We start from the raw sequence: 20,947 nt of genomic DNA on the forward strand, positions 1-20,947 counted from the left end.
CATTACATATCTATCCGTTATATGAGAATGCAAACCTTTTATACGCAGAATTCATAAAAATGTCACTCCGAAATACGGCTAATATTTTTTTGATTACGGTTTTGAAAATTATTGGTATACTAACAGGAATATTAATTATAGAAGAGGTGTATATATGGATTTGCCGCTGATGTTGATAATTGTCTTATTTATAGGTCTGGGGATATTCAGCCAATGGCTGGCCGGAATGATAAAGTGGCCGGCCATTGTTGTCATGTCCATCACGGGGCTTCTTGTCGGCCCGGTATTCCAGCTGGCCAACCCGGAGCAGATGATGGGCAGCGATTTATTCAGTACGATTGTTTCCCTGGCCGTTGCCATCATTTTATTCGAAGGCAGCAGCAACTTGGATTACCGTGAGCTGAAGGGTGTATCAAAAGCCATCAGAAGGGTAATTACAATCGGCGCTGCTCTTGCCTGGGTGCTTGGTACATTGTCGATGTACTACATACTGGAGTTTCCTCTGGCGATTTCGCTGGTCATGGCGGGCCTGCTGATTGTCACAGGGCCGACAGTCATTACCCCGTTGCTTAAGCAGGCAAAAGTAAAGAACTCTGTGAATTCCATATTAAAATGGGAAGGCATAATACTGGATCCGGTGGGGCCATTGCTTGCACTGTTTTCCTTCTATATATTTCAGATTATGGAAAACAGTTTTGGCGGGACCTATATATTCGAATTCATCATCGGTTTTGGCGTTGCGGCCATTTTAGGACTGGGCGGATCATACTTGTTCAGGTGGCTGATAAAAAAAGAACATATTCCCCAGCATTTAATGGCGCCGATCCAATTTGTTTTCATATTGTTGATATTCAGCATTAATGAAGCGGTCCTCCATGAATCCGGCCTGTTGTCGGTAACCATCTTCGGCCTTGCGATGGCGAGGATGAAAAACCGTAATCTGGTATACAAACAATCCGATGAGTTCATTGAGGAGATTTCATTGATATTGGTGTCCACCGTATTCATACTGATTACTTCATCTCTGACAAGAGACGTGCTCATCAATGTGCTCGACTGGCGGCTTGTGGTTTTCTGTCTGGTGATGATCCTATTTGTCCGTCCGTTATCGATTCATCTATCTACAATCAATACGGAAATTGGTATCAAAGAAAGGTCCTTTATCGGGATGGTCGCACCGCGTGGTATCGTCGCACTGACTGTTGCCCAGTTCTTTGCCGGTCTTTTCATAGATGCGGGCGTACCCATGGCTGAAATGATTACACCTGTAACATTTGGCTTTGTTTTCGTAACAGTGGTCGTCTACGGATTCGGGTTCAAGCCGCTCAGTCAGGCGATGGATCTTTCGAGCACCGATCCGCCCGGTGTAATAATCATAGGGGAAAATGAATTTTCACTTCAACTGGCCAGGAAATTGAAAGATCACGGGCTGCCGGTCATGATGTCGGATCTGCTCCACTTTAAATCCAGCAAGGCAGAAGAACTCGGTATTGAGACTTACAGAGGCAACCTGCTGTCGGAAGATGACCGGATTTATACAGACCTGACCAGCTATGACCGGTGTCTTTTGATGACCCGGTCCTACGTATTGAACAACTTGGCTTTCAATGAACTGTCCAATGAATTTGGATTGAGGAACGTCAAGATGCTGCCGATTTCCACAAGTGACCGCATAGTAAAATTCCGGCCGGAAGAATCACTCCGGCATCATATGCTTTTTGAAGAGACATCGACATATTATTGGTTGAATAAATTTATTGCAGATAATGAAATTACAGAAATACCAGTTAATGAAGCGGAAAATATTACTGAGAACGATATCGTACTTTATCATATTGATGCGAATAAGAATGTAAGCTTTAAACCAATCACCCGGAAATTGGAATATGATGAAGATGGCACAATCGGTTTATTGAAAAATGCGAAGAACATAAAAAACAAGGAAGAATAGATGATGGAAACGGGCGCCGGCTGAATTTCAGCCGGTGTCCATTTTAATTGATTACAGGCAGGAGGAACAGCCTGTATCATTAATATCAACTGAGATATAATGGTGATACTAATAAAGACAGCGGGGGAGTAACATGAGTTTCTGGTTTTTATTGAACGCTGCACTGCTCATATGGGCGATATGGAATGTGACGGCAGGACTGTCGATACATACTGAATATATACATATTTTACTGGGATTCACAGGTTTTCTCTTTTTCATATTCAACTGGACGCGCAATGCGGTGTTCTCGACAATCCGCAATGTTGAAAGCAGGGACACAAAAGTCAAACTGGCGGGGATGTCGAAAAAAATTCGCCCTTATCACCGCTGGACCGGCAGAGCTGCACTGTTCATTATCCTCCTGCACGGAATATTCATTATCAATCTGTACAGTTTTGATCTGACAAATATGAAAATATTGACCGGTTTCCTGGCATCCGTCAACCTGCTGATACTCGTCCTGTCAGGTTGGTACCGGCTGCTGATCGATTCCAGTTTGAAAATCAGGAAACTGCATATCAGACTTGGTATCTCAATGTTCATATTTGTCGGACTGCATTTCATATTCTGAGTGAAAGAGGGGAAATAAAGATATGATGGAACGGATAAAAGAGATCGCCGAACAGGAAGAACGCGTTCGCATTTTAACACTTGAAGGCTCACGTACGAATAAAAATATTCAAAGAGACGAGTAGGCAGGGCTACGACATCACGTTTTGCGTCGAGGAAGTGGAGTCTTTTATGGATGATGAAGAATGGATGGCTCAATCCGGTAATATCATAATGATGCAGACACCGGGAGAGATTACTGGAGTCATATAGTATGAGGTCGATTGAACAAAGTTGAAATAGCCTCTTCATCATCCATGAGCTGTTCAGGAAAACATCACAGGAAGTTTTGGGTCTGCTCAAGTATGAATATCCCGGTTACGATGAGAATATGATTAGGTTTACGGTTGATATGTACAGGAAATACGGGCAACAAGAATGAAAGTGAATCTTTCCCGTTGATTACCTGAGGGATGCTCCGGGTAAATTATTAATAAAGGGAATGGAAGGAGCAATTAAAGTTCATGAGAATGGAGACTGATCGAGTATGACAAATAACAACGAAATGATAGAAACTGCCGACAGATGGATTGAAATGTGCAACGATCAGGATGTAGAAAGGCTTTCTGAAATCACATCGGAAGAGCTCGAAGTGCATGGTCCGAAAGGGACGGCAACCATCGATAAGACAGGACTTGCTGAGTGGATGGAACGGGCAAATATGAAACTTGAGACTTTCGAACATTACGCCCGGGACAACAAAGTCGTCATGGGCCAGCACGGCAAGTGGATGAATGAAGATGATACTGTCAAAGAGGAGCAGGACGTCTATACGGTCCTCGTTTTTAACAAAGAGAAAGTAGGTGCTCTGGGGCGATATGATGATAAAGAGCAGGCATTTGATGTCACCGGGCTCGGAGAAGGCGACAGAATAGGATAGGCGCTTTACGAATTTTCACCTTTATTATGATGGAGTGCCGCATAAATGACAGTTCCAATATTAAGCCCGAGTGAGGCCCCGGCCACAAGTGCGTACATGACAATATCAGGATTGATAATGAGACTGATGATCACACCGACAAGCGTTCCGAAAATCATTCCGAGAGGAATGACGCTGGCTGTGAGCTCCGGATCATTTCGTGTTTTCGGCATTTGAATCCCTTCTTTATGCGAGAAATTATGTGTTTTGAGCTTATCATTTAAATCTGGCACTTTAAACAAATTATATTTGACTATGACCAGTGTGTAAATTGCTCTTAATTTTTCATTCAAAATATGGTAAAATAACATTATATAAATTGAACGGAAGGAGATTTTGAAAATGGGTATCCCTAGAATTTGGCAGTCACTTTTGAATATCTAACTAAATATTAAATTCAAAAGTCTTGCTATAACTATATTCTATGGGGGATAAGTGTATCCATTTTCAGGATGACCCTGATATAAACACATGGAGATAGCACATGGCTGTCTCTTTTTTGTGTGCAAGAATATAGTTTGCAGACTCATAAGGAGTGCAAATTATAATGAATGAACTGTCAGTAAAATTAAAAGATATTGATGTGAGTTTTGGAAATAAGGATGTATTGAAAATAGAGGAACTGTCGGCGTATATGGACGATAAGGTTGCAATCATCGGTCCGAACGGGACAGGAAAATCAACGCTGCTCAAGATCATCGCGGATAAGTTCCATGGTTTTGAAGGGGCGGTCCAGCGTGAGACCGACTTCAATTATTTCGCCCAGATCGGTGAACTGGATTCACGCATTGATGACAATTTCAACTTTGAACTGCTGAGCCGGCTGAATGTACCAGATAATAAAGGGCTCAGCGGCGGAGAGGAGACGAAATTCCGTCTGGCACAGGTGTTGTCCGAGTATAAACTGGGGCTGCTGCTGGACGAACCAACTACTCATTTGGATCAGGAGAGCGTAAATCTGCTGATTGATGAGCTGAAGTATTACTTCGGTACTTTGATATTTGTGAGCCACGACCGTCATTTCATAAACAGTATCGCAGATAAAATCTGGGAAGTGGCGGACGGTAATGTTCGTGAATACACAGGGAATTATGATGACTATGAAAATCAGAAAGAACAGGAAAGGCTGGAGAACGAACGCCAGTATCAGAGCTTCATCAGCGAGAAGAAGCGACTTGAAGATGCTGCTCAGAAACAGATGGAGAAGGCGGCTAAGATGAGCGGTGATAAAAATAGGAAACAGGATATAAAACCGGACCGTCTGAGCTCGAGCAAGCAGAAGGATACAGTGCAGAAGCAGGTATTCAAAACTGCGAAATCCATTGAATCGAGAATCAGCCATCTGGATGAAGTGGAGCGGATGGGTGAAGATAAGAAGTTGAAGTTCCCGCTTTCAAAATCAATGGATATCCACAATAGCTTCCCGATCATGGGGCAGGATATTACAGTGAAGCGGGGAGATAAAGTGCTGTTGGATAAAGTCAGCTTCCAGTTTCCGTTGGGTCAGGCAATCGCTATTACAGGTCCGAACGGCGCCGGGAAATCGAGCCTGCTGCACGAAATCATGAATGATACAGAAGGCATGGATATTTCCCCGAAAGTAAAAATGGAAAGCTACCGTCAGATGGATTACAAGATGTTCACCGACGAACCGGTCATAAAATATTTGATGAAACAGACAGAATTCCAGGAACCATTGGTGAGAAGCATCTTGCAGAATCTCGGGTTCAGCCAGGATGAAGTAATGAAGCCGCTCCATAATTTAAGCGGCGGAGAAGCGACAAGAGTATCACTCGCTCTGATGTTTGTCAGACCGTCGAACGTTATTATTTTGGATGAACCGACGAACTTCATCGATTTGAATACGATCGAAGCATTGGAGACATTCATTAAAGCATACGAAGGTACTGTCCTCGTCACATCCCATGATAAATATTTCGTCGACAGAATAGCCGAGAGTATTTATAAAATTGAGGAAAGAAAACTCAACAGGATATGAACAAAGAGGTTTGGACAAAAGTCCAAGCCTCTTTTTATGTAAAGAAAAATATTATTGCTAAAGATAAATAGAGCTGATAAAATTACTGTACTAAACGTTCAGTATAGTAAATGACGAGGTGACTTGGATGAGTAAAAAGATGGATCTTCTGTTAACGGCAGCTAATATCATACAAAATGAAGGGATACAGAAATTGACCATGGATTATCTGGCACAAAAATCAGATATGACCAAAGGAGGCGTGCTGTACCATTTCAAAAGTAAAGGCAATCTTCTTATAAAAATGAATGAAATGGTCATTGACGAGTTTGAGGAAAAAATAAAAATGTATCAAGCGGATATGGCCGGCAGTTATCAGTTCACCCGTGCCTATGCGATGGCGACACTCTATTATTTAAATGAGGAAAGTCAGAGTCTTCTTCCAGCGGTGCTTGTGGCATCCCATGAAGATGGAGAAAGTCAGAGACTGTGGGAGCGATTTGCAGATCATTGGAATGAATCATTCATCAATGATGACGGTGATCAGGATAAAGTTCTCAGACTGCGTCTGATGGCGGATGGTGTCTGGTTCTATCTTTTATATTATAAAGATGAGTATTATAAAAAAAGAATCGAAAAGCTGCTGCTCATGGAGTGCCAAATATTATCGAAGGAGAAATGTTAAATGGGATTTTTATCTTTATTCGGTGCCATCTTGTCTGAAGTTTTCGGTTCGAGTCTGTTGAAAGTGACGGCAGTATCAGACAATAAACTCCCCATTCTCGGTGTAGCACTGTGCTATGGACTGGCATTCTATCTGCTGTCATTGGCATTGCTCTCACTGCCTCTCAGTTTTGCCTATGCCGCCTGGAGTGGGGTAGGCACTGCTCTCACTGCTGCAGTAGGTTTTGTGATTTTTAAAGAACAGGTGAACATTAAAATGATTGCCGGCATTATAATTTTAATCATTGGGTTAGTAATGATGAGGATTTAAAGGAGAATAGATCATGAAGAATTTTATGTTTTTGGCAGGGGCGATCATATTTGAAGTGACCGGTACAACACTGCTCAATCTATCAGACGGTTTTACAAATCTGGTACCGACAGCTGCATTGATTATCAGTTTTGCTCTTTCATTCATATGCCTTGTTTATGCTTTGAAAGCAATTCCATTGAGCCTGGCATACAGTATTTGGGCAGGACTCGGCACCGCAGGAGCGGGTGTGATCGGCGTATTCCTTTTTGACGAAGTAATGACTCCGGTGAACATTATTGGTCTGCTGGTCATTATAGCAGGCGTGGTCATTATGAACATGTCGAGTGGGGAAAAGGCGGATAGGAAGCCGATATAAACTCTGTATAGTAAAAATTTTAAAAACGGAGGTGGAAAATATCCACTTCCGCTTTTTATATGATGTCCGATTTTATAATTTTCTTCTTGGCAAAATAGTAGGATACTGCGTAAACAAGTGCTCCGGCGACAAGGACGATGAATGGTATCCTGAACAGATAGAACTCCCATGCGGCACCAAGATCAAGGTCGTAAATAAACGTGTTGTTCAACGGCATGACATGGAACATGAATATAATACCTAACGGAATGAAGTAGATGAACGTTTTAATATATACATTTTGTATCCACGTTTGTGAAAACATTATATTGTACAGGCTCATCATGAACAGGCTGGCACCTACGAGCATTAGCAGGCCATAGTACAGATGGTATTTGTGGCCGATAGTGACATAGCTTGAGAATACGGCAACAGTTAACAGAAGCATTATGATGTGATAGATGCAGTCTGCTCTTAATATTTCACTCTTTCGGACAGGCAGTGCATATAAAAATTGATGACTGTCATTTTCCCGAATGCGGGCGTGTATACTCTGCATGCTTGACATGGTGTATCCGAGAGCGATGATATTCAGTATATTGATGATTTCAATGAGCGGCTGGATATTGTCAGCAGACTGGAAAGCTGTCAGTGTCAGATTGACGATGATCATCACACCGCCGAACAACCATATCCATTTTGAGTAGCTGAAGTTCAAATAAAGCTGCTTCTTCATATCAGACACCTCTCTTATTGTTTTTGATGAAGTACATCATTTCATCGACAGTCAGTTTTTCAACAATTACTTTACTTCCAAACAACTCTGTCAATGTCTCCGGTGAGTTGCTCATTGCTTCAAATCCGAGGGAGCTGGTCTGCCTCCCCATCAGCAGTTCGTTGATTTCATCATCAAGTATGTCATTGGGTCCTTTTACTTTTTTATAGGTATCGAGCAACGCTTCTTTCTCCATATTGAATAAAATCTCACCATCGTCAATCATTACGATATAGTCTGCAATCCGCTCCAGGTCGCTCGTGATGTGTGTGCTGAACAGAATAGTAATCTCCTCGTCGATCATCAGTTCCTGCAGAACATCCAGAAACTCAATTCTGAAAGTGGGATCCAGGCTGGAAGTAGGTTCATCGAGAATCAGGAGTTCAGCATGATGGCTGAGAGCAACGGCGAGTGACAATTTTACTTTTTCTCCGGTGGACAGTCTCCTGATTTTTGTGTTTTTATGGATTTTGAATCTTTCAAGGTAGTTATGATAGATATCGCTGTCCCAACGGTCATAATAAACAGAAAGAAGCTTCTCCAATCCGACAGGCGACATGTGTTTCGGAAAATTATCTTCGGCGAATACCATGCCGATACGATTCAGTAATTCAGAACGATCTTTTTCCATGTCTTCAGAACCGAGTATTTCAATCCCACCTCTGTCCGCTTTCATCAGCCCGATCATATGATAGATCAGAGTCGATTTTCCAGCCCCGTTTTCACCGATTAGACCAGTGATATATCCCTTGGAAATATTCAGGTTTAAATCTTCCATTTTAAAGGGACCGTTCTGCTTGTACAGCCCATTAATTTCTATAGCATTCATCTCGTGTCCTCCTCAATAACATGGATCATGTCGATTAATTCTTCAGTGGGTAAACCGATCTGATGCGCTGTTTTAAGCAATTCTTCGATATTCTTCTCGATTTGCAGCAAAACCCGCTCCTTTTGGATACTGGCATTCTGTTCGCTGACGAACGTGCCTTTACCGACGACAGAGTATACATATCCCTCCTGCTCGAGATCCTGATAGGCACGTTTCGTGGTGATGATGCTTATTTTCAGTTCCTTGGCCAGTGCCCGCATCGACATGAGGGAATCGCCCGGTTTGATCTCGCCTGTCATGATGGAGCGGATGATTTCATTCTTTAACTGCTCGTATATCGGTATGTCGGTGTTGTTCGATATTTGAATGTTCAAGAAATCAACTCCTCTGTATATAATATGTATACCTAATATATACAATATATACATTTGTGTCAAGATTATTATTTGCAGAAGAGGAGAATCCAATAAAATACACCTGACAGATAATCCTGTCAGGTGTATAACAATCAGTTGTTTTCAAGAAAGCTGTTTAACTGTTCAAACTGTTCCTTCGCATCATTCCAACCAAGCTCATAAAGGTCTTCCAGACGTTTCTTATTTCTTTCTGTCCTGCCGACTTTCAATGTTTTGCTTGGAGCTATGACAAAAGTGCTGCCCTGCTGTTCCTGATTATACAGATATTCAAGAGTCTTATTATAATGTTTGTAGCGGACGCCCAGCTTTTCATTAATCATCGGGTGGTCTTTATACTTAATGATTTTGGATATTTTGCCCGGCTTTTTGAAATAGCCTCTCGGCTTGGTAAGAATGACAATATTCTTATTGAATCCATCATTCTGCGCTTTCTTTAGAGGGATGGGATCGGATATGCCTCCATCCATGAGTTGGCGGTCATCATATCTGACGCTGGATGCCACAAAAGGCAGGGAACTCGATGCTCTTAAGAGCTCGGGGATATTGTTGCGGTTATCCGTTTTCTTATAGTAGACTGGTTCACCGGTCGCGCAATCAGTCGTTACGATGACAAATTGTTCCGGACTGCCGACCAATGTCTCTACATCAAACGGTACGAGTTGATTCGGAATTACGTCGAATATGAAATCCATGCCGAAAAGTTCCCGTTTCTTTATATAGTTGGATAATGATATGTAGCGTTTATCGCCAACAAAATCCAAGTTCACTTTTTTATTTCTGCCAGGCTGCCGGGCAAGGTAAGAAGCGCCCATGCATGCACCTGCGGAAACCCCGATTACATATGGGAAATAAAGATCCCGGCTCATAAAGTATTCAAGCACCCCTGCTGTATATAATCCGCGCATGCCACCGCCTTCAAGTACCAGTCCTGCGTCTGTCATTTTCTGCACCTTCAATTCCATCTTGTTTTGAATTGTTCATATAAATAACAATTTTAACAGACTATCGTCATGCGTGTAAGCGTTGAAGTCGGAAGCAGGAGTCTGTAAACTTTTAAATGAGATAAATAAGTGAAAAGAAGTTTTTTCGAAAGGGAACAGTATGCCGTAAATAAATAAAAATTCACTCATCCTTGGCTTGATTTGGGTAGGGGGTTCATATGTCCTAATCAGGACTGTGCTCATAGACTGGCTGTATACGATGCCGATCGCAGTGATTCCAATCATCTTGCTGCTGCCTGTATTGTTGATCAAAATACTTTTCGACCATATTCTCAAGTACGATTATTTCAATAAGGATTATAAGAAGAATAAAGATCATGAAAACAAATAAAGCCTGCCCTATAAGAAAAAGAGGGCAAACTGAAATGTTTTAGAATCCGACAGTCCATCTGCCGTCAACCGTAAGGACAGTACCGTTTACGAAGCTCGATTCTTCAGATCCGAGGAACAGTGCGGCCTCCGCAATCTCTTCTGGTTTCCTTGTGTGGGGAATCACTGCCTGAGTCAATTTTGTACGGTCCATACCGAATTCACTGACATTTTTCATACTGGAGCCGATATTTGTTTCGATTGCACCGGGGGCGATGCCATTTACACGGATGCCTTTTTGCGCATACATGTAACCGGTATTTTTAGTCAGAGCCACAACAGCATGTTTCGATGCACCGTAGGCGACACCGGCATGGGCACCATTCAAGCCGCCGGTTGAAATCGTGTTAACTACCACGCCTTCTTTTTCATTATCCAGCCAGTAATTGACCGCCTTCCGCATTGCACGCATGACCCCTTTAGTATTCACATCGAAAATCTGATCCCATTTCTCGTTAGTAATTTCACCGACGGGTTCAAAGCCGTCCATGATACCTGCATTATTAACAAGGATGTTCAACTCACCATATTCGCTGATGGCTGTATCGATCATATTTTCAATCTGTCCGGCATCAGCCACATTGACACTGACTGCCTTGGCAGTGCCGCCGGCACCAGCAATTTCCTGTACAACAGATTCCGCACCGTCGGCATTGAAGTCCGCAACAATGACTTTCGCACCTTGTTTTGCATATAATTTCGCAATCGCTTTACCCATCCCGGATGCGGCGCCTGTAACAATCGCAACCTTACCTTCAAGCTTAGCCATTCATATCTCTTCTTTTTATCTGCGACTCACCTTAATTTTATACTTTAGCCACAAGAATATAAACGATTTCAAATACATGACTCGAATTGTCTGCCTTCAGAGCAGGAAAATCTCGAAGAATATATGTCTTCAGCTATAGATGGCTATGATTTCAACTTCAATTGCATCAGAAGTGATTGTAATGGGCGCAAGTATTTTATTATCCCTGATGCTTTCCTCAAATTTACTGCGCATACTATTATTCAGGTTTATAAAATCCTTCAGTGGATCGAACAGCGTAAACTCATTCCTGTATATTTTCTTAACTTTGGCGAGTATGATGTTGTCTTCACCAAGTTCGTCGAGTTCATTCTCTTCAATGAGCAGACAGTTTTTATGGATTTTACTGAAAATAATCTTTCCAGTCTGGTCATTGTAGACCGGCAGTTTTATATTACTGAAATCAAGGGACGTATTGAATGACTCAGCATCCGCATGTTCTATCCCCGTACGGTCCAAATTCTTCAGCTGATCATTCAGCAGGTGGAATATTTCATGCATATCGAATGCAGCATGTATCTCCAGAGGCAGAGTTGCTTTGAATATCATTCTTCTGGTCAGGTCCTCTATATGGCTTAAACTTTCCCCCGACTCGAAATCCATATAGAAGTCATTATCTTCCAGGCTTTTTTCCAGACTGATGAGCTTGGAAGGGGCGTTATTGATGATCTCACCCTTTAAGACAGAAGATTTTCCAAGATTCACGTGTGTATCATTGAACCCGAGCTGTCCCCCTTTATCCGTCTGGGATTCTATTTCCTTGAACTGTACTGCCTGGCCGGCATTGGCAAATGTGTAGTAGGTATCATACAGATCTTCATTAAAATATATCAGGTTATAAAACATAGCCTAACCTCCAATGTTGTAGGGTGAACAGTTTCTGTAAAGCTGACATTCACCGATGTCTGGCCGATTATTCCGGCGCGGGTTTCCGGAAGAGGTATCTTTGATGGTCAGCTTTGCATACTTCTTTCATCACCGTAATTTTCAATGTCACCCGAACATATTTTCATTGTAACACGAACATATGTTCGATTAAACAGAAGTATGAAAATGAATGGAATTATTCAAAAAAATGAATCTGCGATTACAGCTTGAAAGTATATGGGTTGAAAGACATGGAGTTTACTGTATCAATCATTTTTGGTCTTTATTATGCATGAATGCAGGTTTATCAAAACATGGAAAGGGAAAATTGAAATTAATGTTAAATATTATGAAGGAGGCAGTTATAAATGACTAAGACTATCATGATCACAGGCGCAGGCTCGGGCCTGGGCAAGGGAACGGCGATCGGGCTCGCGAAAGAGGGGCATCAGGTCATTGCCGCTGTTGAAAATCTTCCGCAGGTGACTGCGCTTAAGGAAGCGGCTAATAAAGAAAACATAGACCTGGAGATTGTGAAGATGGATATCACGAATGCGAATGATCGGGAACGCATGAAACACTATGATTATGACATATTCGTGGCTAATGCTGCGGTCAATGAAGGCGGTCCGATCTGGGAAGTGCCGATGACAGCTTTACGGCAGTTATTCGAAGTCAATGTGTTCAGTACACTTGAAACCGCGCGTATTGCAGCAGAGCATTTCGTTGAAAAACGACAGGGAAAAATCATTTTCATGTCATCCATGGCAGGAACGATGGCTTCTGCCTACAAAGGTCTCTACGCATCGTCCAAACATGCACTGGAAGCCATCGCCAAGTCATTGAAGCAGGAAATGGAAGAATTCAATGTACAGGTTGCCACAATCAATCCGGGACCGTTCGATACCGGATTCAATGACAGGGCAGTCGAAGAGAAATGGGAATGGTTTGATGAAGACAAGCATCACACTTCTGTCGAAAAATTGAAGGAAAGCGAAAAGGGGCTGGAGAACCAGCTTGACCCCCAATTGATGATCGACAAGATGGTGGAAATCATTCCGATGGATCATCATAAGTTCCGAACAGCATATCCGGAAGATACGGCGGAAAACATGAGAAAAGAAGAGAAGAAAAACTGGGATATTGAGATATAAAAGTCTCTCTTTCCTAAAGATAAGGTGCAGAATCCTGAAATAGAGATTCTGCATTTTTAATATATTGGTGTTGTATTATTTTTATTTCCCAGTTATTATAGACTCATAATATCCATAATTAGAGGTGTAGGAATGAAAGTTTCAAAAGGAACGGACTATGCATTGCATGCAATGGCCTATCTCGTCAGTCAGAACGGGAAGAGGGATAAACTTCCTGTCCAGGAACTTGCAGGGAAATTGGATGTATCCAGTACTTATCTATCGAAGATACTGGCGCGTCTGGTAAAGCAGAAGTACATTGTTGCGACCAGTGGTGCAAAGGGCGGGTATTCCCTCCCTGCGGACTGGGAGGACATATCAGTGTATGACATCATTGTCGCTATAGACGGTGAACTGACACTGTTTGAAGACAGCTTCAATCACGGGGATGAATGTAAAATCCAACGGCTGATGATGGAAGTGGAAGCCGATATGATCGAAGGATTCAAGAAGAAAAGTGTCGAGGAATTGATATAGTTCAAAACGGTTTGTAGCTCAAATCGTTTTTAAATCTTCTAATCATGGATATTATGACTCTGTAATATATATAAAGGTGGAATTAATATGTATGATGCAATCATAATAGGCGGGGGACCAGCTGGTCTGAGTGCCGCATTGAACTTTGGACGCGGGTTGAAACGCACACTCATCATTGATGCAGATCAGCCGAGAAACGGAGTGACGGAGGAGTCACACGGATACCTGACCCAGGACGGTGTCAGTCCGGGTGAATTCAGGAAGTCTGCACAAAGAGATGCATTGAAGTATGAAGACGTATCACTTGAGCGTGACCGGGTAACCAATATCGAAAAACATGAAGATCGCTTCATCGTATCCACATCATCAGCTCATTTTACAAGCCGTCAGGTGCTGCTTGCCGCCGGTCTCAGAGAGAAAGGACCGGACATAAAGAATTTCGAGCAGTTCTATGGGACTTCGGTGTTCTACTGTCCGTGGTGTGATGGTTATGAACTTAGAAACCGCAGACTGGCTGTGATGGTTGATGAAGATTCCATCGCTCATATGCCAATGCTGATTTCCAATTGGAGCAAGGATATACTCATCTGTTCGAATGGCAAAGATATAATATCCGAAGAAAATAAGGAAATACTGACGAATAAAGGGTTCAAATATAATGAGACGGCCATTTCAGAAATGACAGGCAGCAGCGGTCTGGTGGAATCGCTGATATTCGAAGACGGGACTGTTGAAAATATCGAAGGTATGATCGTCAAGATGGAATGGGATACAAAATTTGATTTTCTCGAGAATCTGAATCTTAAAAGAGGAAAGAAAGGAGAACTTGAAGTGGATCAGTTTGGAGAGACTTCGATTCCGGGCCTGTTTACAGCAGGTGAAACAAAAACCAATTTTGCCGGGCAGCTGATCAATGCTGCGGCAAACGGGGCGGACGTTGCGAAATTTATGATGATGAAGCTGATCCAGACAGATTTTTAAGACGATTGATTCATCTGTCTTTATGGGGCGGACAAATCCGTTTATGATAGTAATGAAAGGGAAGATTTGAATTATCATTGAAGGAGGCAGTATAAATGGGTAAGACGATCATGATTACAGGCGCAGGTACCGGACTGGGCAAGGGTGCAGCGATTGGATTGGCAAAGGAAGGACATAAGGTTATTGCTTCTGTCGAAAAAGATTTTCAGATTGGTGAACTGCGTGAAGCGGTTCAGGAAGCGGGTACAGATTTGGAAATCTTTAAAATGGATATTACAAATTCCGAAGACAGAGAATCCATGAAAAAATACAGTTATGATATTTTCGTAGCCAACGCAGCAATCAATGAAGGCGGTCCAATCTGGGAAATGCCGATGGAAAACATCAGAAGATTATTCGAAATCAACGTATTCGGCACACTTGAAACTGCACGTATCGCAGCAGAACATTTCGTCAGCAAGCGAGAAGGTAAAATCATTTTCATTTCATCCAAGGCAGAGAAAATGAGTTCTGCTTATAAAGGACTTTATTCATCTTCCAAGCATGCCCTGGGAGCCATAGCGAAAGCGATGAAAGGGGAAATGGAAGAATTCAACGTCCAGGTTGCCACGATAAATCCTGGCCGGTTCGGTACAGGGTTCAATGATCGGGCAGTGGAAGCGAACTGGAAATGGTTCGATGAGAACAAACATCATACTTCTCTGGATAAGCTGAAAGCGAGCGGAGACAGTCTGAACCATCAGTTGAACCCGCAGATGATGATTGATAAAATGGTGGAAATTATTCCAATGGACCATCATAAATTCCGGGAAGTCTATCCGGAAGATACGGCAGAAGACATGCGTGAAGAAGAAAAAAAGGACTGGGATATGGAAATATAGAATGGGGAATTTCACGGAATAAGCCCTCCAGCCAGCAGGCCGGAGGGCTTATTCCCTTATAATCGTCGAAATCATCTAAAATATTCATAGTGTTTTAATAAAGAGTTTTTCAATAAATAATCGATTTTTCACCGGAACTTAAATTTCAGATATAACTTCTGAGATGGCTCACTGGACTCGCATCATTTTGTTAAATCCATACTGGCAGCGCTCGTTATTATACTTAATGATATATGCTTTAATCTGATATTTCAGTGCTTCCAATACCTGACACACCTTAGAGTCCATCTTTCATTATAAACGAGCTTACTATCCATTAATCGAAAACAATCGTTTTGTTGCCATTGTTCACGATGACTTTATGAAGAACATGAAACTCAACTGCCTGAGCTAATACGGATGCCTCTACATGGCGTCCTATCTTCTTCAGACTCTTTACGTCATACCTGTGATTTACTCGTATAACATTCTGTTCAATAATTGGTCCTTCATCCAAGTCGGAAGTAACGTAGTGGCTGGTCGCACCGACAAACTTAACGCCGCGTTCCCATGCCTGCTTATATGGGTTCGCACCGATAAATGATGGTAAAAACGAATGATGTATATTGATGATTTTATTTTTGTAATGGTTAACAAAATCATCGGATAAGATCTGCATATATTTGGCCAGAACAATCAAATCTACTCCATGTTCCTCACAGATAGAAATCATCTTTTCCTCGACGTTCTCTTTGGGTTCATTGCTCGGTACGTGATAGAACGGTACGCCGAGACTCTCTGCGAAGTGTCTGTTATCCTCATGATTACTTACAGCACATACAATTTCTGCTGGGATTTCTCCACGTTCCACTCTGAGTAATACTTCGTTGAAAGCATGGTCTTCCTTTGAAACAAACAAAGCGATTTTCGTATTTACCGAACTATCGAATAGTTCAAAATAGATATTCTGCTGTTCGAGTTCTTTTTCCAGCGCTCCCTTTAGAGAATCTACTTTTTCAAATTCAAACCTTAAATATAACTGACCCTCTTCAGAATTCTCATTTTCATATTCCGTAAAATGATCCAGGCGCAGTATATTGGAATCATATTTTGAAATTGTTCCAGTAATCAGGTTAGTGATGCCTACCCGGTCTTTACAACTTGCCAATAATATATATGTATTATTCATACGTTCTGTCTCCTTGTCAAAATATAATTTGTTTTACTTATAACTGATTTTATTTCTTTGAGTAGTGATTACATAGTGCCGTTTATTTTTGTTTTACGGTTATAAAAAAATTTCAATAAGCAGATATAATTAGTAGCATACTAAAATTTACAATATTCATGCAAGGAAAAGATACAACCATTAAAATCGAAATAGATTAATCCATTCGGACCATTGTTTCAAAATAACCCTGTAGCACCATGAAGGTGGTACAAGGTTATTGTCTTATTTTTTAAATTTACGGTTAAAGTAGGCGGAAATCTTCGGAATATCTGTTAAATAACTTAGAAATCAATCGGAATGCCTGGTTTTCAAGAAGTTATAAACTTACCATAACAGTGATGTTAACGATGAAATGTCACGTTGGATCTTATGGGTAAGTGATCTGAGGCGTTTGATTGAATCACTTCTTGATCATTAAAAGTTACGTCAGGCGAAGCGAAAATATAGTCAATTCTTTTTTCTGGATTATTTATAGGAAACGTTTCTGCATTCTCTATATCAGAAAAAATATCTTTAAACTGATCAGCTGCTATTAACTTTTTATATTCTGGACTTGTCGGCTCTGTGTTTAAATCTCCAAATAACAGTTTTGGACTGTGTGTTTGAGAAGCCAGCCTAAGAATTTCCCCAATTTGTGTCGTTCGACTTTCTTCGTCTAGCCCTAGATGTGTATTATACACGTTTACGTGCACACCCCGAATATTAATTTTAGTTTGCTGGACGCCTCGTTGCTCCCCCTCACTAGTTAGCGCTATATTTTCCGATTCTATTATAGGGTATTTGCTCAGAATAGCATTGCCATATTGACGATTATGCTCTTGATTTCCTTCCGGTTCCAACTCCAAATTAGCGCCATACGTATAGTGATACCCTAGTAAATCAGCGAGTTCTTTAGTTTGATCCTGAAAATCACTGCGTTCTCCATAGTAACGGTCTACTTCCTGCAAACCGATAATTTCAGCGTCTGCATCTCTAATAACATTTGCAATCCGTTCTAAATTTAGTTCTTCATCTTCACCTACACCGTGGTAAATATTGTAAGACATCACATCAACACTGACTTGTTTTCCATATCCATTCGCCAAAGTATCAGGTGAAAACGACAGTAAAATAAACATACTCAAAAAAGAAAATACAATTATTTTTTTCATATTTTAGACTCCTTTTATTTATCTTTGAAGGCCCGGATAGGACCATATGCCAGAAGCACGGATCAAGTCCCGATAAACGACTATCTCTTCATCTTTACTAAATTCTTGAGCTTCTTCCTGAGTATCATAATCCATATATGCTATATGAGAGATATCACGTTCACCTGCATTTTTGTCAGTGTTTTCCATCATGTGATTCACATCACCAAAAACTACCAGAGCTCTTCTCATATGACTCGCGCTTGTAATCAATGTCATATCTTTAACTTCTTGAGCTTCAAGAATATCCATCGAAAACAGCCCATTTTCTACGGTGTCTGTAGCCAAGTCTTCTTTAAAAATCCTGTCTTTATCGATACCTTCAACGATCAGCCACTCATGCATTACATCCGCTTCCGTAATACCTTCTTTTGGGACGCCTCCCGACACGATAATTTTAGAATCTGGATAAGCTTCTGCTGCTTTTTTTGCTACTTTCAGTCTTTCAAGTAATGTTTCTTCCATTTCCCCTTCATCCGAAAGGGCATAGCCAAGAACAACGAATGCATGATTTTCTTTCGGGAGATCTTGCGGCACTTCAGTATTTAAGGAAACAGATTGAATGTCTTCTACTTTGTTAACTCTCTCTTTATATTCTTCGGCTCTTTCATTGTCAACTTCATGTAATTTTTTAAAGCCAGCCTCATAACTCTCTTCATCTCCTTCTACTTTTGAATAAACAGCATGCATGAGCTGCGCTTCAAAATGATCTGGTTTATGAGCGAGAATCTCTTCATAAGTAGCAAGTGCTTCGGGGATTTTCTGCTGAAGGATTTGAGCAGAAGCGAGAGAATATTTTAAATCCAAATCATATGGGTCGAGTACTGTAGCCTGCCGGAAAGCCTCTTCGACCACATCATAATCACCGTGGAGAGAGATACCGCTGAATATTTCCTCTTCAGCTTCTTTAATGTCTCCACCATGCCAATAATAGTGCATTCCAATATCTTCTAAGGCACTGATTCTTTCGCTTGTCGGTTCGTTGTTTTTTACCTGATCAAAAAGGTCTGATGCACTAGTTGTTTCCTCTTCTTCACTTACTTCTTCGTTTGTGTTCTCATTGGATTCACTGGCCTTAACTATAGAATGTTCTTCTAAATCTGAAAAAGCATTGTTATATCCTATCGTGGCAAAAATAATGATACTAAATATGAAGATAGACCCTATACTTCTTTTCACTTCAGTTCCCCCTCTTTTGTACAAAGTAAGATAAACACAATTCACTTCATAGTATGTAGATATCTAAATAAAAACACAAATTATTCAGATTTTTTAAATTGAATATTTTTAAATATTATGCAGGGAAGATATTGATAGGGGTTTTATACTTCAGTAATAACATTCAACTCCCGTAAAAAGCTACACACTTTAGACACTTTAGATTAAGCTAAAGTGTGTAGTCGCTATTACTATACTGTCTTCATCTCAGTCCAGGCAGATAGTGGAGATGCAGTGCATATCATCTTAGGAATTGATGATACTTTTCACAATATTTTTTGTATTAAGTGCACTAGGTAAAAATCACTTTATTGGTCCGATAAAACTATTTCCGTTTATAAACATTAAATTATTGTTGGAAATGTTCAGATGTGTAATGAAAAACGAGACTGCTGATTTAACAGCAGTCTCGTTTTTGTTGAGGGCCCAATTTCTTTATTCTAGCTGGTGGCACCCATGCCGCCATCCACTCTGTACTGTGAGAGTGTAAGGAGCATCGGTCATACCGTTTTCAACGGGTGCATAACCGCCATGGCCAAGCTGATAGATACCGTTTTTCATCGTCCATTGTGTCCACGTTTCATATGCAAGGTCCAGCCTGACTTCTCCAGTGATGATTTAATCAGGCTTGTTGCTTTCTTCGACAAGTAGTACACCATCGAACCCGACAGTCATGTCTTCACCTATGGAATCATTTATGCCGGCGATCCCACACATTGCGAATGAAACCGTATAAACGAAGTTGCAGAAAGCGTTGCACTTGATGTTCATAGTATCTTACTTCACAGAGTCGATATACTCCTTTCCAGATTTCATCTGTAAACCCGAGGGGAGACAATTTCGATTCTTCTGCATTAATGCGAAGTACCTCTAGTTGTTCCTGGAAGAGAGGGATTTGAATCGGTTCTATTTTATTACTTTACTCACCTTTTCAGGCATCATCATGACTTCCGCTTCCATATCATCCGGGCGGAATGTCTTGTCGATGCACTCATCCATGAACTCGAGATGATTATCATCGAGATAGGCGTCTTCGATCTGTTCTGGGTTCTGGTCATCCTGTACGCTGTACCAGTAGAGGTACTCCCTGTTGTCGAACTTCTCACGGAAGATGGTCTCTACATACATCTTCTCGCCTTCAAGGTTCATCAGTACATCATCCATGTGGTCATGCATGTACTTGAACCATTCATCGACACGTTCGCTTTTACCTGGTTTTACTCTGTACTTCGTTAATTCTACTCTCATTACTGCCTCCTTACGGCTCTTTATAGAAAAGGGTCCATCCTTTCCAAATTTGATTGCTACTAAAGCATTTACGTATACTATATACTAAGAACCGGTATTATTCATAGGGTAAGACAGCAAAAAAACACCCCCAATCTTTATTGTCAGATCGGGGGAGTCTGTATAGGATATTTATTTGATGATCAGAACAGGTATGTTGACGCGTTTTGCCAGTTTGTGGGTAACGTGTCCGAGGACGTGCTTGATATCACGCTTTGAACGCTTATTGCTCATGACGACGATTTCATAATCATTCTCATGCACTTCATTCATAAGTTCAGGGATGATGCGTCCTGTCTTGAAGGAAGTCCTGTATTTCAGACCGCGTTCATTGAGCTGGTCTGTGAATGGTTTGAGATCTTCGACTTTATCTTTGCAGATGTCCTCGAAATGCTTGCCGTGATATTTCACGTTATCGGCCTGGTCAGTCTCTGAAATCACGTTGAAGATCGTAATTACGGCATCTTCATTCTGGCCGGTCAGTTTGACAAGCTCATCGGGAACGTTTGTAAAGGAGTTGCCGAAATCATAGGGGAGCAGAATATTTTTGTACATCTATCACACATCCTTCTGTTTTATATAAAAAAATTATTATTTATATCACATTATACTATA

At 41.2% G+C, this 20,947-nt stretch carries 27 protein-coding genes and 1 pseudogene; 15 read left to right on the top strand and 13 right to left on the bottom strand.

The genetic code is table 11. From position 1 onward, the window contains the following. Positions 1 to 154 precede the first annotated feature (154 nt). From BM271_RS11335 to BM271_RS11355, 5 genes and pseudogenes are all read left to right on the top strand, one after another. Positions 155 to 1,951, top strand: coding sequence for a cation:proton antiporter (locus BM271_RS11335; RefSeq protein ID WP_046790807.1), 1,797 nt, complete (start codon positions 155 to 157; stop codon positions 1,949 to 1,951). Between the two features lie 133 nt (positions 1,952 to 2,084). Continuing rightward, complete coding sequence (locus tag BM271_RS11340; RefSeq protein WP_046790806.1) at positions 2,085 to 2,564, top strand: hypothetical protein; 480 nt, start codon at positions 2,085 to 2,087, stop codon at positions 2,562 to 2,564. A gap of 19 nt (positions 2,565 to 2,583) precedes the next feature. Continuing rightward, a pseudogene (locus BM271_RS14580) lies at positions 2,584 to 2,688 on the top strand (aminoglycoside 6-adenylyltransferase); the annotation flags it as partial. Then, positions 2,645 to 2,815: an aminoglycoside 6-adenylyltransferase gene (locus BM271_RS14665; RefSeq protein WP_420806932.1), complete on the top strand. Its 171-nt coding sequence runs from the start codon at positions 2,645 to 2,647 to the stop codon at positions 2,813 to 2,815. The pseudogene BM271_RS14580 and the gene BM271_RS14665, both read left to right, overlap by 44 nt. A gap of 274 nt (positions 2,816 to 3,089) precedes the next feature. Continuing rightward, positions 3,090 to 3,482 (top strand): hypothetical protein, encoded by a 393-nt coding sequence (locus tag BM271_RS11355; RefSeq protein WP_046790805.1) that lies wholly within the window; start codon positions 3,090 to 3,092, stop codon positions 3,480 to 3,482. Positions 3,483 to 3,487: 5 nt separating this feature from the next. Here BM271_RS11355 and BM271_RS11360 read toward each other — a convergent pair whose 3' ends face one another. After that, positions 3,488 to 3,694 carry a hypothetical protein gene (locus tag BM271_RS11360; protein WP_046790804.1) on the bottom strand — a complete coding sequence of 69 codons (207 nt, stop codon included), beginning with the start codon at positions 3,692 to 3,694 and terminating at the stop codon, positions 3,488 to 3,490. Positions 3,695 to 4,068: 374 nt separating this feature from the next. Between BM271_RS11360 and abc-f the strand changes: the two genes are divergently transcribed. From abc-f to BM271_RS11380, 4 genes are all read left to right on the top strand, one after another. Beyond that, a complete protein-coding gene (abc-f, locus tag BM271_RS11365) occupies positions 4,069 to 5,520 on the top strand; it encodes a ribosomal protection-like ABC-F family protein (RefSeq protein ID WP_046790803.1) in 1,452 nt (483 codons plus the stop codon). Between the two features lie 127 nt (positions 5,521 to 5,647). After that, positions 5,648 to 6,184: a TetR/AcrR family transcriptional regulator gene (locus BM271_RS11370; protein ID WP_046790802.1), complete on the top strand. Its 537-nt coding sequence runs from the start codon at positions 5,648 to 5,650 to the stop codon at positions 6,182 to 6,184. After that, a complete protein-coding gene (locus BM271_RS11375; protein ID WP_046790801.1) occupies positions 6,185 to 6,493 on the top strand; it encodes an SMR family transporter in 309 nt (102 codons plus the stop codon). It abuts the gene before it with no gap. A 13-nt stretch (positions 6,494 to 6,506) separates the two neighbouring features. Next, complete coding sequence (locus BM271_RS11380; protein ID WP_046790800.1) at positions 6,507 to 6,851, top strand: DMT family transporter; 345 nt, start codon at positions 6,507 to 6,509, stop codon at positions 6,849 to 6,851. 55 nt (positions 6,852 to 6,906) lie between these two features. Here BM271_RS11380 and BM271_RS11385 read toward each other — a convergent pair whose 3' ends face one another. From BM271_RS11385 to BM271_RS11400, 4 genes are all read right to left on the bottom strand, one after another. Next, positions 6,907 to 7,566, bottom strand: a complete 660-nt coding sequence (locus tag BM271_RS11385; RefSeq protein WP_046790799.1) for a hypothetical protein — start codon at positions 7,564 to 7,566, stop codon at positions 6,907 to 6,909. 1 nt (position 7,567) lies between these two features. After that, entirely contained in the window at positions 7,568 to 8,434 is an 867-nt protein-coding gene (locus BM271_RS11390) for an ABC transporter ATP-binding protein (protein ID WP_046790798.1), read from the bottom strand. After that, complete coding sequence (locus tag BM271_RS11395) at positions 8,431 to 8,808, bottom strand: GntR family transcriptional regulator (RefSeq protein WP_046790797.1); 378 nt, start codon at positions 8,806 to 8,808, stop codon at positions 8,431 to 8,433. Before BM271_RS11395 ends, BM271_RS11390 begins: the two co-directional genes overlap by 4 nt. A 134-nt stretch (positions 8,809 to 8,942) precedes the next feature. Continuing rightward, entirely contained in the window at positions 8,943 to 9,791 is an 849-nt protein-coding gene (locus tag BM271_RS11400; protein WP_046790796.1) for a patatin-like phospholipase family protein, read from the bottom strand. 235 nt (positions 9,792 to 10,026) lie between these two features. On the opposite strand from BM271_RS11400, the gene BM271_RS14410 reads away from it, so the two are divergent. Next, the gene (locus BM271_RS14410; RefSeq protein WP_158462236.1) at positions 10,027 to 10,182 is read left to right on the top strand and encodes a hypothetical protein; all 156 of its coding nucleotides are present in this window, start codon (positions 10,027 to 10,029) and stop codon (positions 10,180 to 10,182) included. A 39-nt stretch (positions 10,183 to 10,221) separates the two neighbouring features. On the opposite strand, the gene BM271_RS11405 is transcribed toward BM271_RS14410, so the two are convergent. Next, a complete protein-coding gene (locus BM271_RS11405; RefSeq protein WP_046790795.1) occupies positions 10,222 to 10,989 on the bottom strand; it encodes a glucose 1-dehydrogenase in 768 nt (255 codons plus the stop codon). 129 nt (positions 10,990 to 11,118) lie between these two features. Then, complete coding sequence (locus BM271_RS11410; RefSeq protein WP_046790794.1) at positions 11,119 to 11,874, bottom strand: hypothetical protein; 756 nt, start codon at positions 11,872 to 11,874, stop codon at positions 11,119 to 11,121. 211 nt (positions 11,875 to 12,085) lie between these two features. On the opposite strand from BM271_RS11410, the gene BM271_RS14525 reads away from it, so the two are divergent. The 5 genes from BM271_RS14525 to BM271_RS11430 all read left to right on the top strand — a co-directional run bounded on the left by BM271_RS14525 (position 12,086) and on the right by BM271_RS11430 (position 15,427). After that, positions 12,086 to 12,271 (top strand): hypothetical protein, encoded by a 186-nt coding sequence (locus BM271_RS14525; protein WP_143544942.1) that lies wholly within the window; start codon positions 12,086 to 12,088, stop codon positions 12,269 to 12,271. After that, positions 12,264 to 13,049, top strand: a complete 786-nt coding sequence (locus BM271_RS11415; RefSeq protein WP_046790793.1) for an SDR family oxidoreductase — start codon at positions 12,264 to 12,266, stop codon at positions 13,047 to 13,049. Before BM271_RS14525 ends, BM271_RS11415 begins: the two co-directional genes overlap by 8 nt. Positions 13,050 to 13,181: 132 nt before the next feature. Then, the gene (locus BM271_RS11420) at positions 13,182 to 13,565 is read left to right on the top strand and encodes an RrF2 family transcriptional regulator (RefSeq protein WP_046790792.1); all 384 of its coding nucleotides are present in this window, start codon (positions 13,182 to 13,184) and stop codon (positions 13,563 to 13,565) included. Positions 13,566 to 13,652: 87 nt separating this feature from the next. After that, positions 13,653 to 14,546 (top strand): NAD(P)/FAD-dependent oxidoreductase, encoded by an 894-nt coding sequence (locus BM271_RS11425; protein WP_046790791.1) that lies wholly within the window; start codon positions 13,653 to 13,655, stop codon positions 14,544 to 14,546. 95 nt (positions 14,547 to 14,641) lie between these two features. Continuing rightward, on the top strand, positions 14,642 to 15,427 hold the full coding sequence (locus tag BM271_RS11430; protein ID WP_046790790.1) for an SDR family oxidoreductase: 786 nt from the start codon (positions 14,642 to 14,644) through the stop codon (positions 15,425 to 15,427). Between the two features lie 316 nt (positions 15,428 to 15,743). Here the strand turns inward: BM271_RS11430 and purU are convergent, their stop codons facing one another. The 6 genes from purU to BM271_RS11455 form a co-directional block, all read right to left on the bottom strand. Continuing rightward, positions 15,744 to 16,595 (bottom strand): formyltetrahydrofolate deformylase, encoded by an 852-nt coding sequence (purU, locus tag BM271_RS11435; protein WP_046790789.1) that lies wholly within the window; start codon positions 16,593 to 16,595, stop codon positions 15,744 to 15,746. Positions 16,596 to 16,978: 383 nt separating this feature from the next. Next, the gene (locus tag BM271_RS11440; RefSeq protein WP_046790788.1) at positions 16,979 to 17,788 is read right to left on the bottom strand and encodes an endonuclease/exonuclease/phosphatase family protein; all 810 of its coding nucleotides are present in this window, start codon (positions 17,786 to 17,788) and stop codon (positions 16,979 to 16,981) included. 18 nt (positions 17,789 to 17,806) lie between these two features. Beyond that, the gene (locus tag BM271_RS11445; protein WP_052749895.1) at positions 17,807 to 19,006 is read right to left on the bottom strand and encodes an ElyC/SanA/YdcF family protein; all 1,200 of its coding nucleotides are present in this window, start codon (positions 19,004 to 19,006) and stop codon (positions 17,807 to 17,809) included. 657 nt (positions 19,007 to 19,663) lie between these two features. After that, the gene (locus BM271_RS14315) at positions 19,664 to 19,816 is read right to left on the bottom strand and encodes a hypothetical protein (RefSeq protein WP_158462235.1); all 153 of its coding nucleotides are present in this window, start codon (positions 19,814 to 19,816) and stop codon (positions 19,664 to 19,666) included. 135 nt (positions 19,817 to 19,951) lie between these two features. Beyond that, positions 19,952 to 20,293 (bottom strand): DUF6176 family protein, encoded by a 342-nt coding sequence (locus tag BM271_RS11450; protein ID WP_046790787.1) that lies wholly within the window; start codon positions 20,291 to 20,293, stop codon positions 19,952 to 19,954. 171 nt (positions 20,294 to 20,464) lie between these two features. Further along, positions 20,465 to 20,887: a universal stress protein gene (locus tag BM271_RS11455; protein ID WP_046790786.1), complete on the bottom strand. Its 423-nt coding sequence runs from the start codon at positions 20,885 to 20,887 to the stop codon at positions 20,465 to 20,467. Positions 20,888 to 20,947 lie beyond the last annotated feature (60 nt).

Origin of the sequence: Salinicoccus halodurans, from assembly GCF_900114445.1 — a bacterium.
Taxonomy (GTDB): Bacteria; Bacillota; Bacilli; order Staphylococcales; family Salinicoccaceae; genus Salinicoccus; species Salinicoccus halodurans.

Coding starts and splice junctions, on each gene's coding strand:
- BM271_RS11335 (WP_046790807.1), top strand. CDS start 155: ATGGATTTGCCGCTGATGTTGATAATTGTCTTATTTATAGGTCTGGGG.
- BM271_RS11340 (WP_046790806.1), top strand. CDS start 2,085: ATGAGTTTCTGGTTTTTATTGAACGCTGCACTGCTCATATGGGCGATA.
- BM271_RS11355 (WP_046790805.1), top strand. CDS start 3,090: ATGACAAATAACAACGAAATGATAGAAACTGCCGACAGATGGATTGAA.
- BM271_RS11360 (WP_046790804.1), bottom strand. CDS start 3,694: ATGCCGAAAACACGAAATGATCCGGAGCTCACAGCCAGCGTCATTCCT.
- abc-f (WP_046790803.1), top strand. CDS start 4,069: ATGAATGAACTGTCAGTAAAATTAAAAGATATTGATGTGAGTTTTGGA.
- BM271_RS11370 (WP_046790802.1), top strand. CDS start 5,648: ATGAGTAAAAAGATGGATCTTCTGTTAACGGCAGCTAATATCATACAA.
- BM271_RS11375 (WP_046790801.1), top strand. CDS start 6,185: ATGGGATTTTTATCTTTATTCGGTGCCATCTTGTCTGAAGTTTTCGGT.
- BM271_RS11380 (WP_046790800.1), top strand. CDS start 6,507: ATGAAGAATTTTATGTTTTTGGCAGGGGCGATCATATTTGAAGTGACC.
- BM271_RS11385 (WP_046790799.1), bottom strand. CDS start 7,566: ATGAAGAAGCAGCTTTATTTGAACTTCAGCTACTCAAAATGGATATGG.
- BM271_RS11390 (WP_046790798.1), bottom strand. CDS start 8,434: ATGAATGCTATAGAAATTAATGGGCTGTACAAGCAGAACGGTCCCTTT.
- BM271_RS11400 (WP_046790796.1), bottom strand. CDS start 9,791: ATGACAGACGCAGGACTGGTACTTGAAGGCGGTGGCATGCGCGGATTA.
- BM271_RS11405 (WP_046790795.1), bottom strand. CDS start 10,989: ATGGCTAAGCTTGAAGGTAAGGTTGCGATTGTTACAGGCGCCGCATCC.
- BM271_RS11410 (WP_046790794.1), bottom strand. CDS start 11,874: ATGTTTTATAACCTGATATATTTTAATGAAGATCTGTATGATACCTAC.
- BM271_RS14525 (WP_143544942.1), top strand. CDS start 12,086: ATGGAATTATTCAAAAAAATGAATCTGCGATTACAGCTTGAAAGTATA.
- BM271_RS11415 (WP_046790793.1), top strand. CDS start 12,264: ATGACTAAGACTATCATGATCACAGGCGCAGGCTCGGGCCTGGGCAAG.
- BM271_RS11420 (WP_046790792.1), top strand. CDS start 13,182: ATGAAAGTTTCAAAAGGAACGGACTATGCATTGCATGCAATGGCCTAT.
- BM271_RS11425 (WP_046790791.1), top strand. CDS start 13,653: ATGTATGATGCAATCATAATAGGCGGGGGACCAGCTGGTCTGAGTGCC.
- BM271_RS11430 (WP_046790790.1), top strand. CDS start 14,642: ATGGGTAAGACGATCATGATTACAGGCGCAGGTACCGGACTGGGCAAG.
- purU (WP_046790789.1), bottom strand. CDS start 16,595: ATGAATAATACATATATATTATTGGCAAGTTGTAAAGACCGGGTAGGC.
- BM271_RS11440 (WP_046790788.1), bottom strand. CDS start 17,788: ATGAAAAAAATAATTGTATTTTCTTTTTTGAGTATGTTTATTTTACTG.
- BM271_RS14315 (WP_158462235.1), bottom strand. CDS start 19,816: ATGAACATCAAGTGCAACGCTTTCTGCAACTTCGTTTATACGGTTTCA.
- BM271_RS11450 (WP_046790787.1), bottom strand. CDS start 20,293: ATGAGAGTAGAATTAACGAAGTACAGAGTAAAACCAGGTAAAAGCGAA.
- BM271_RS11455 (WP_046790786.1), bottom strand. CDS start 20,887: ATGTACAAAAATATTCTGCTCCCCTATGATTTCGGCAACTCCTTTACA.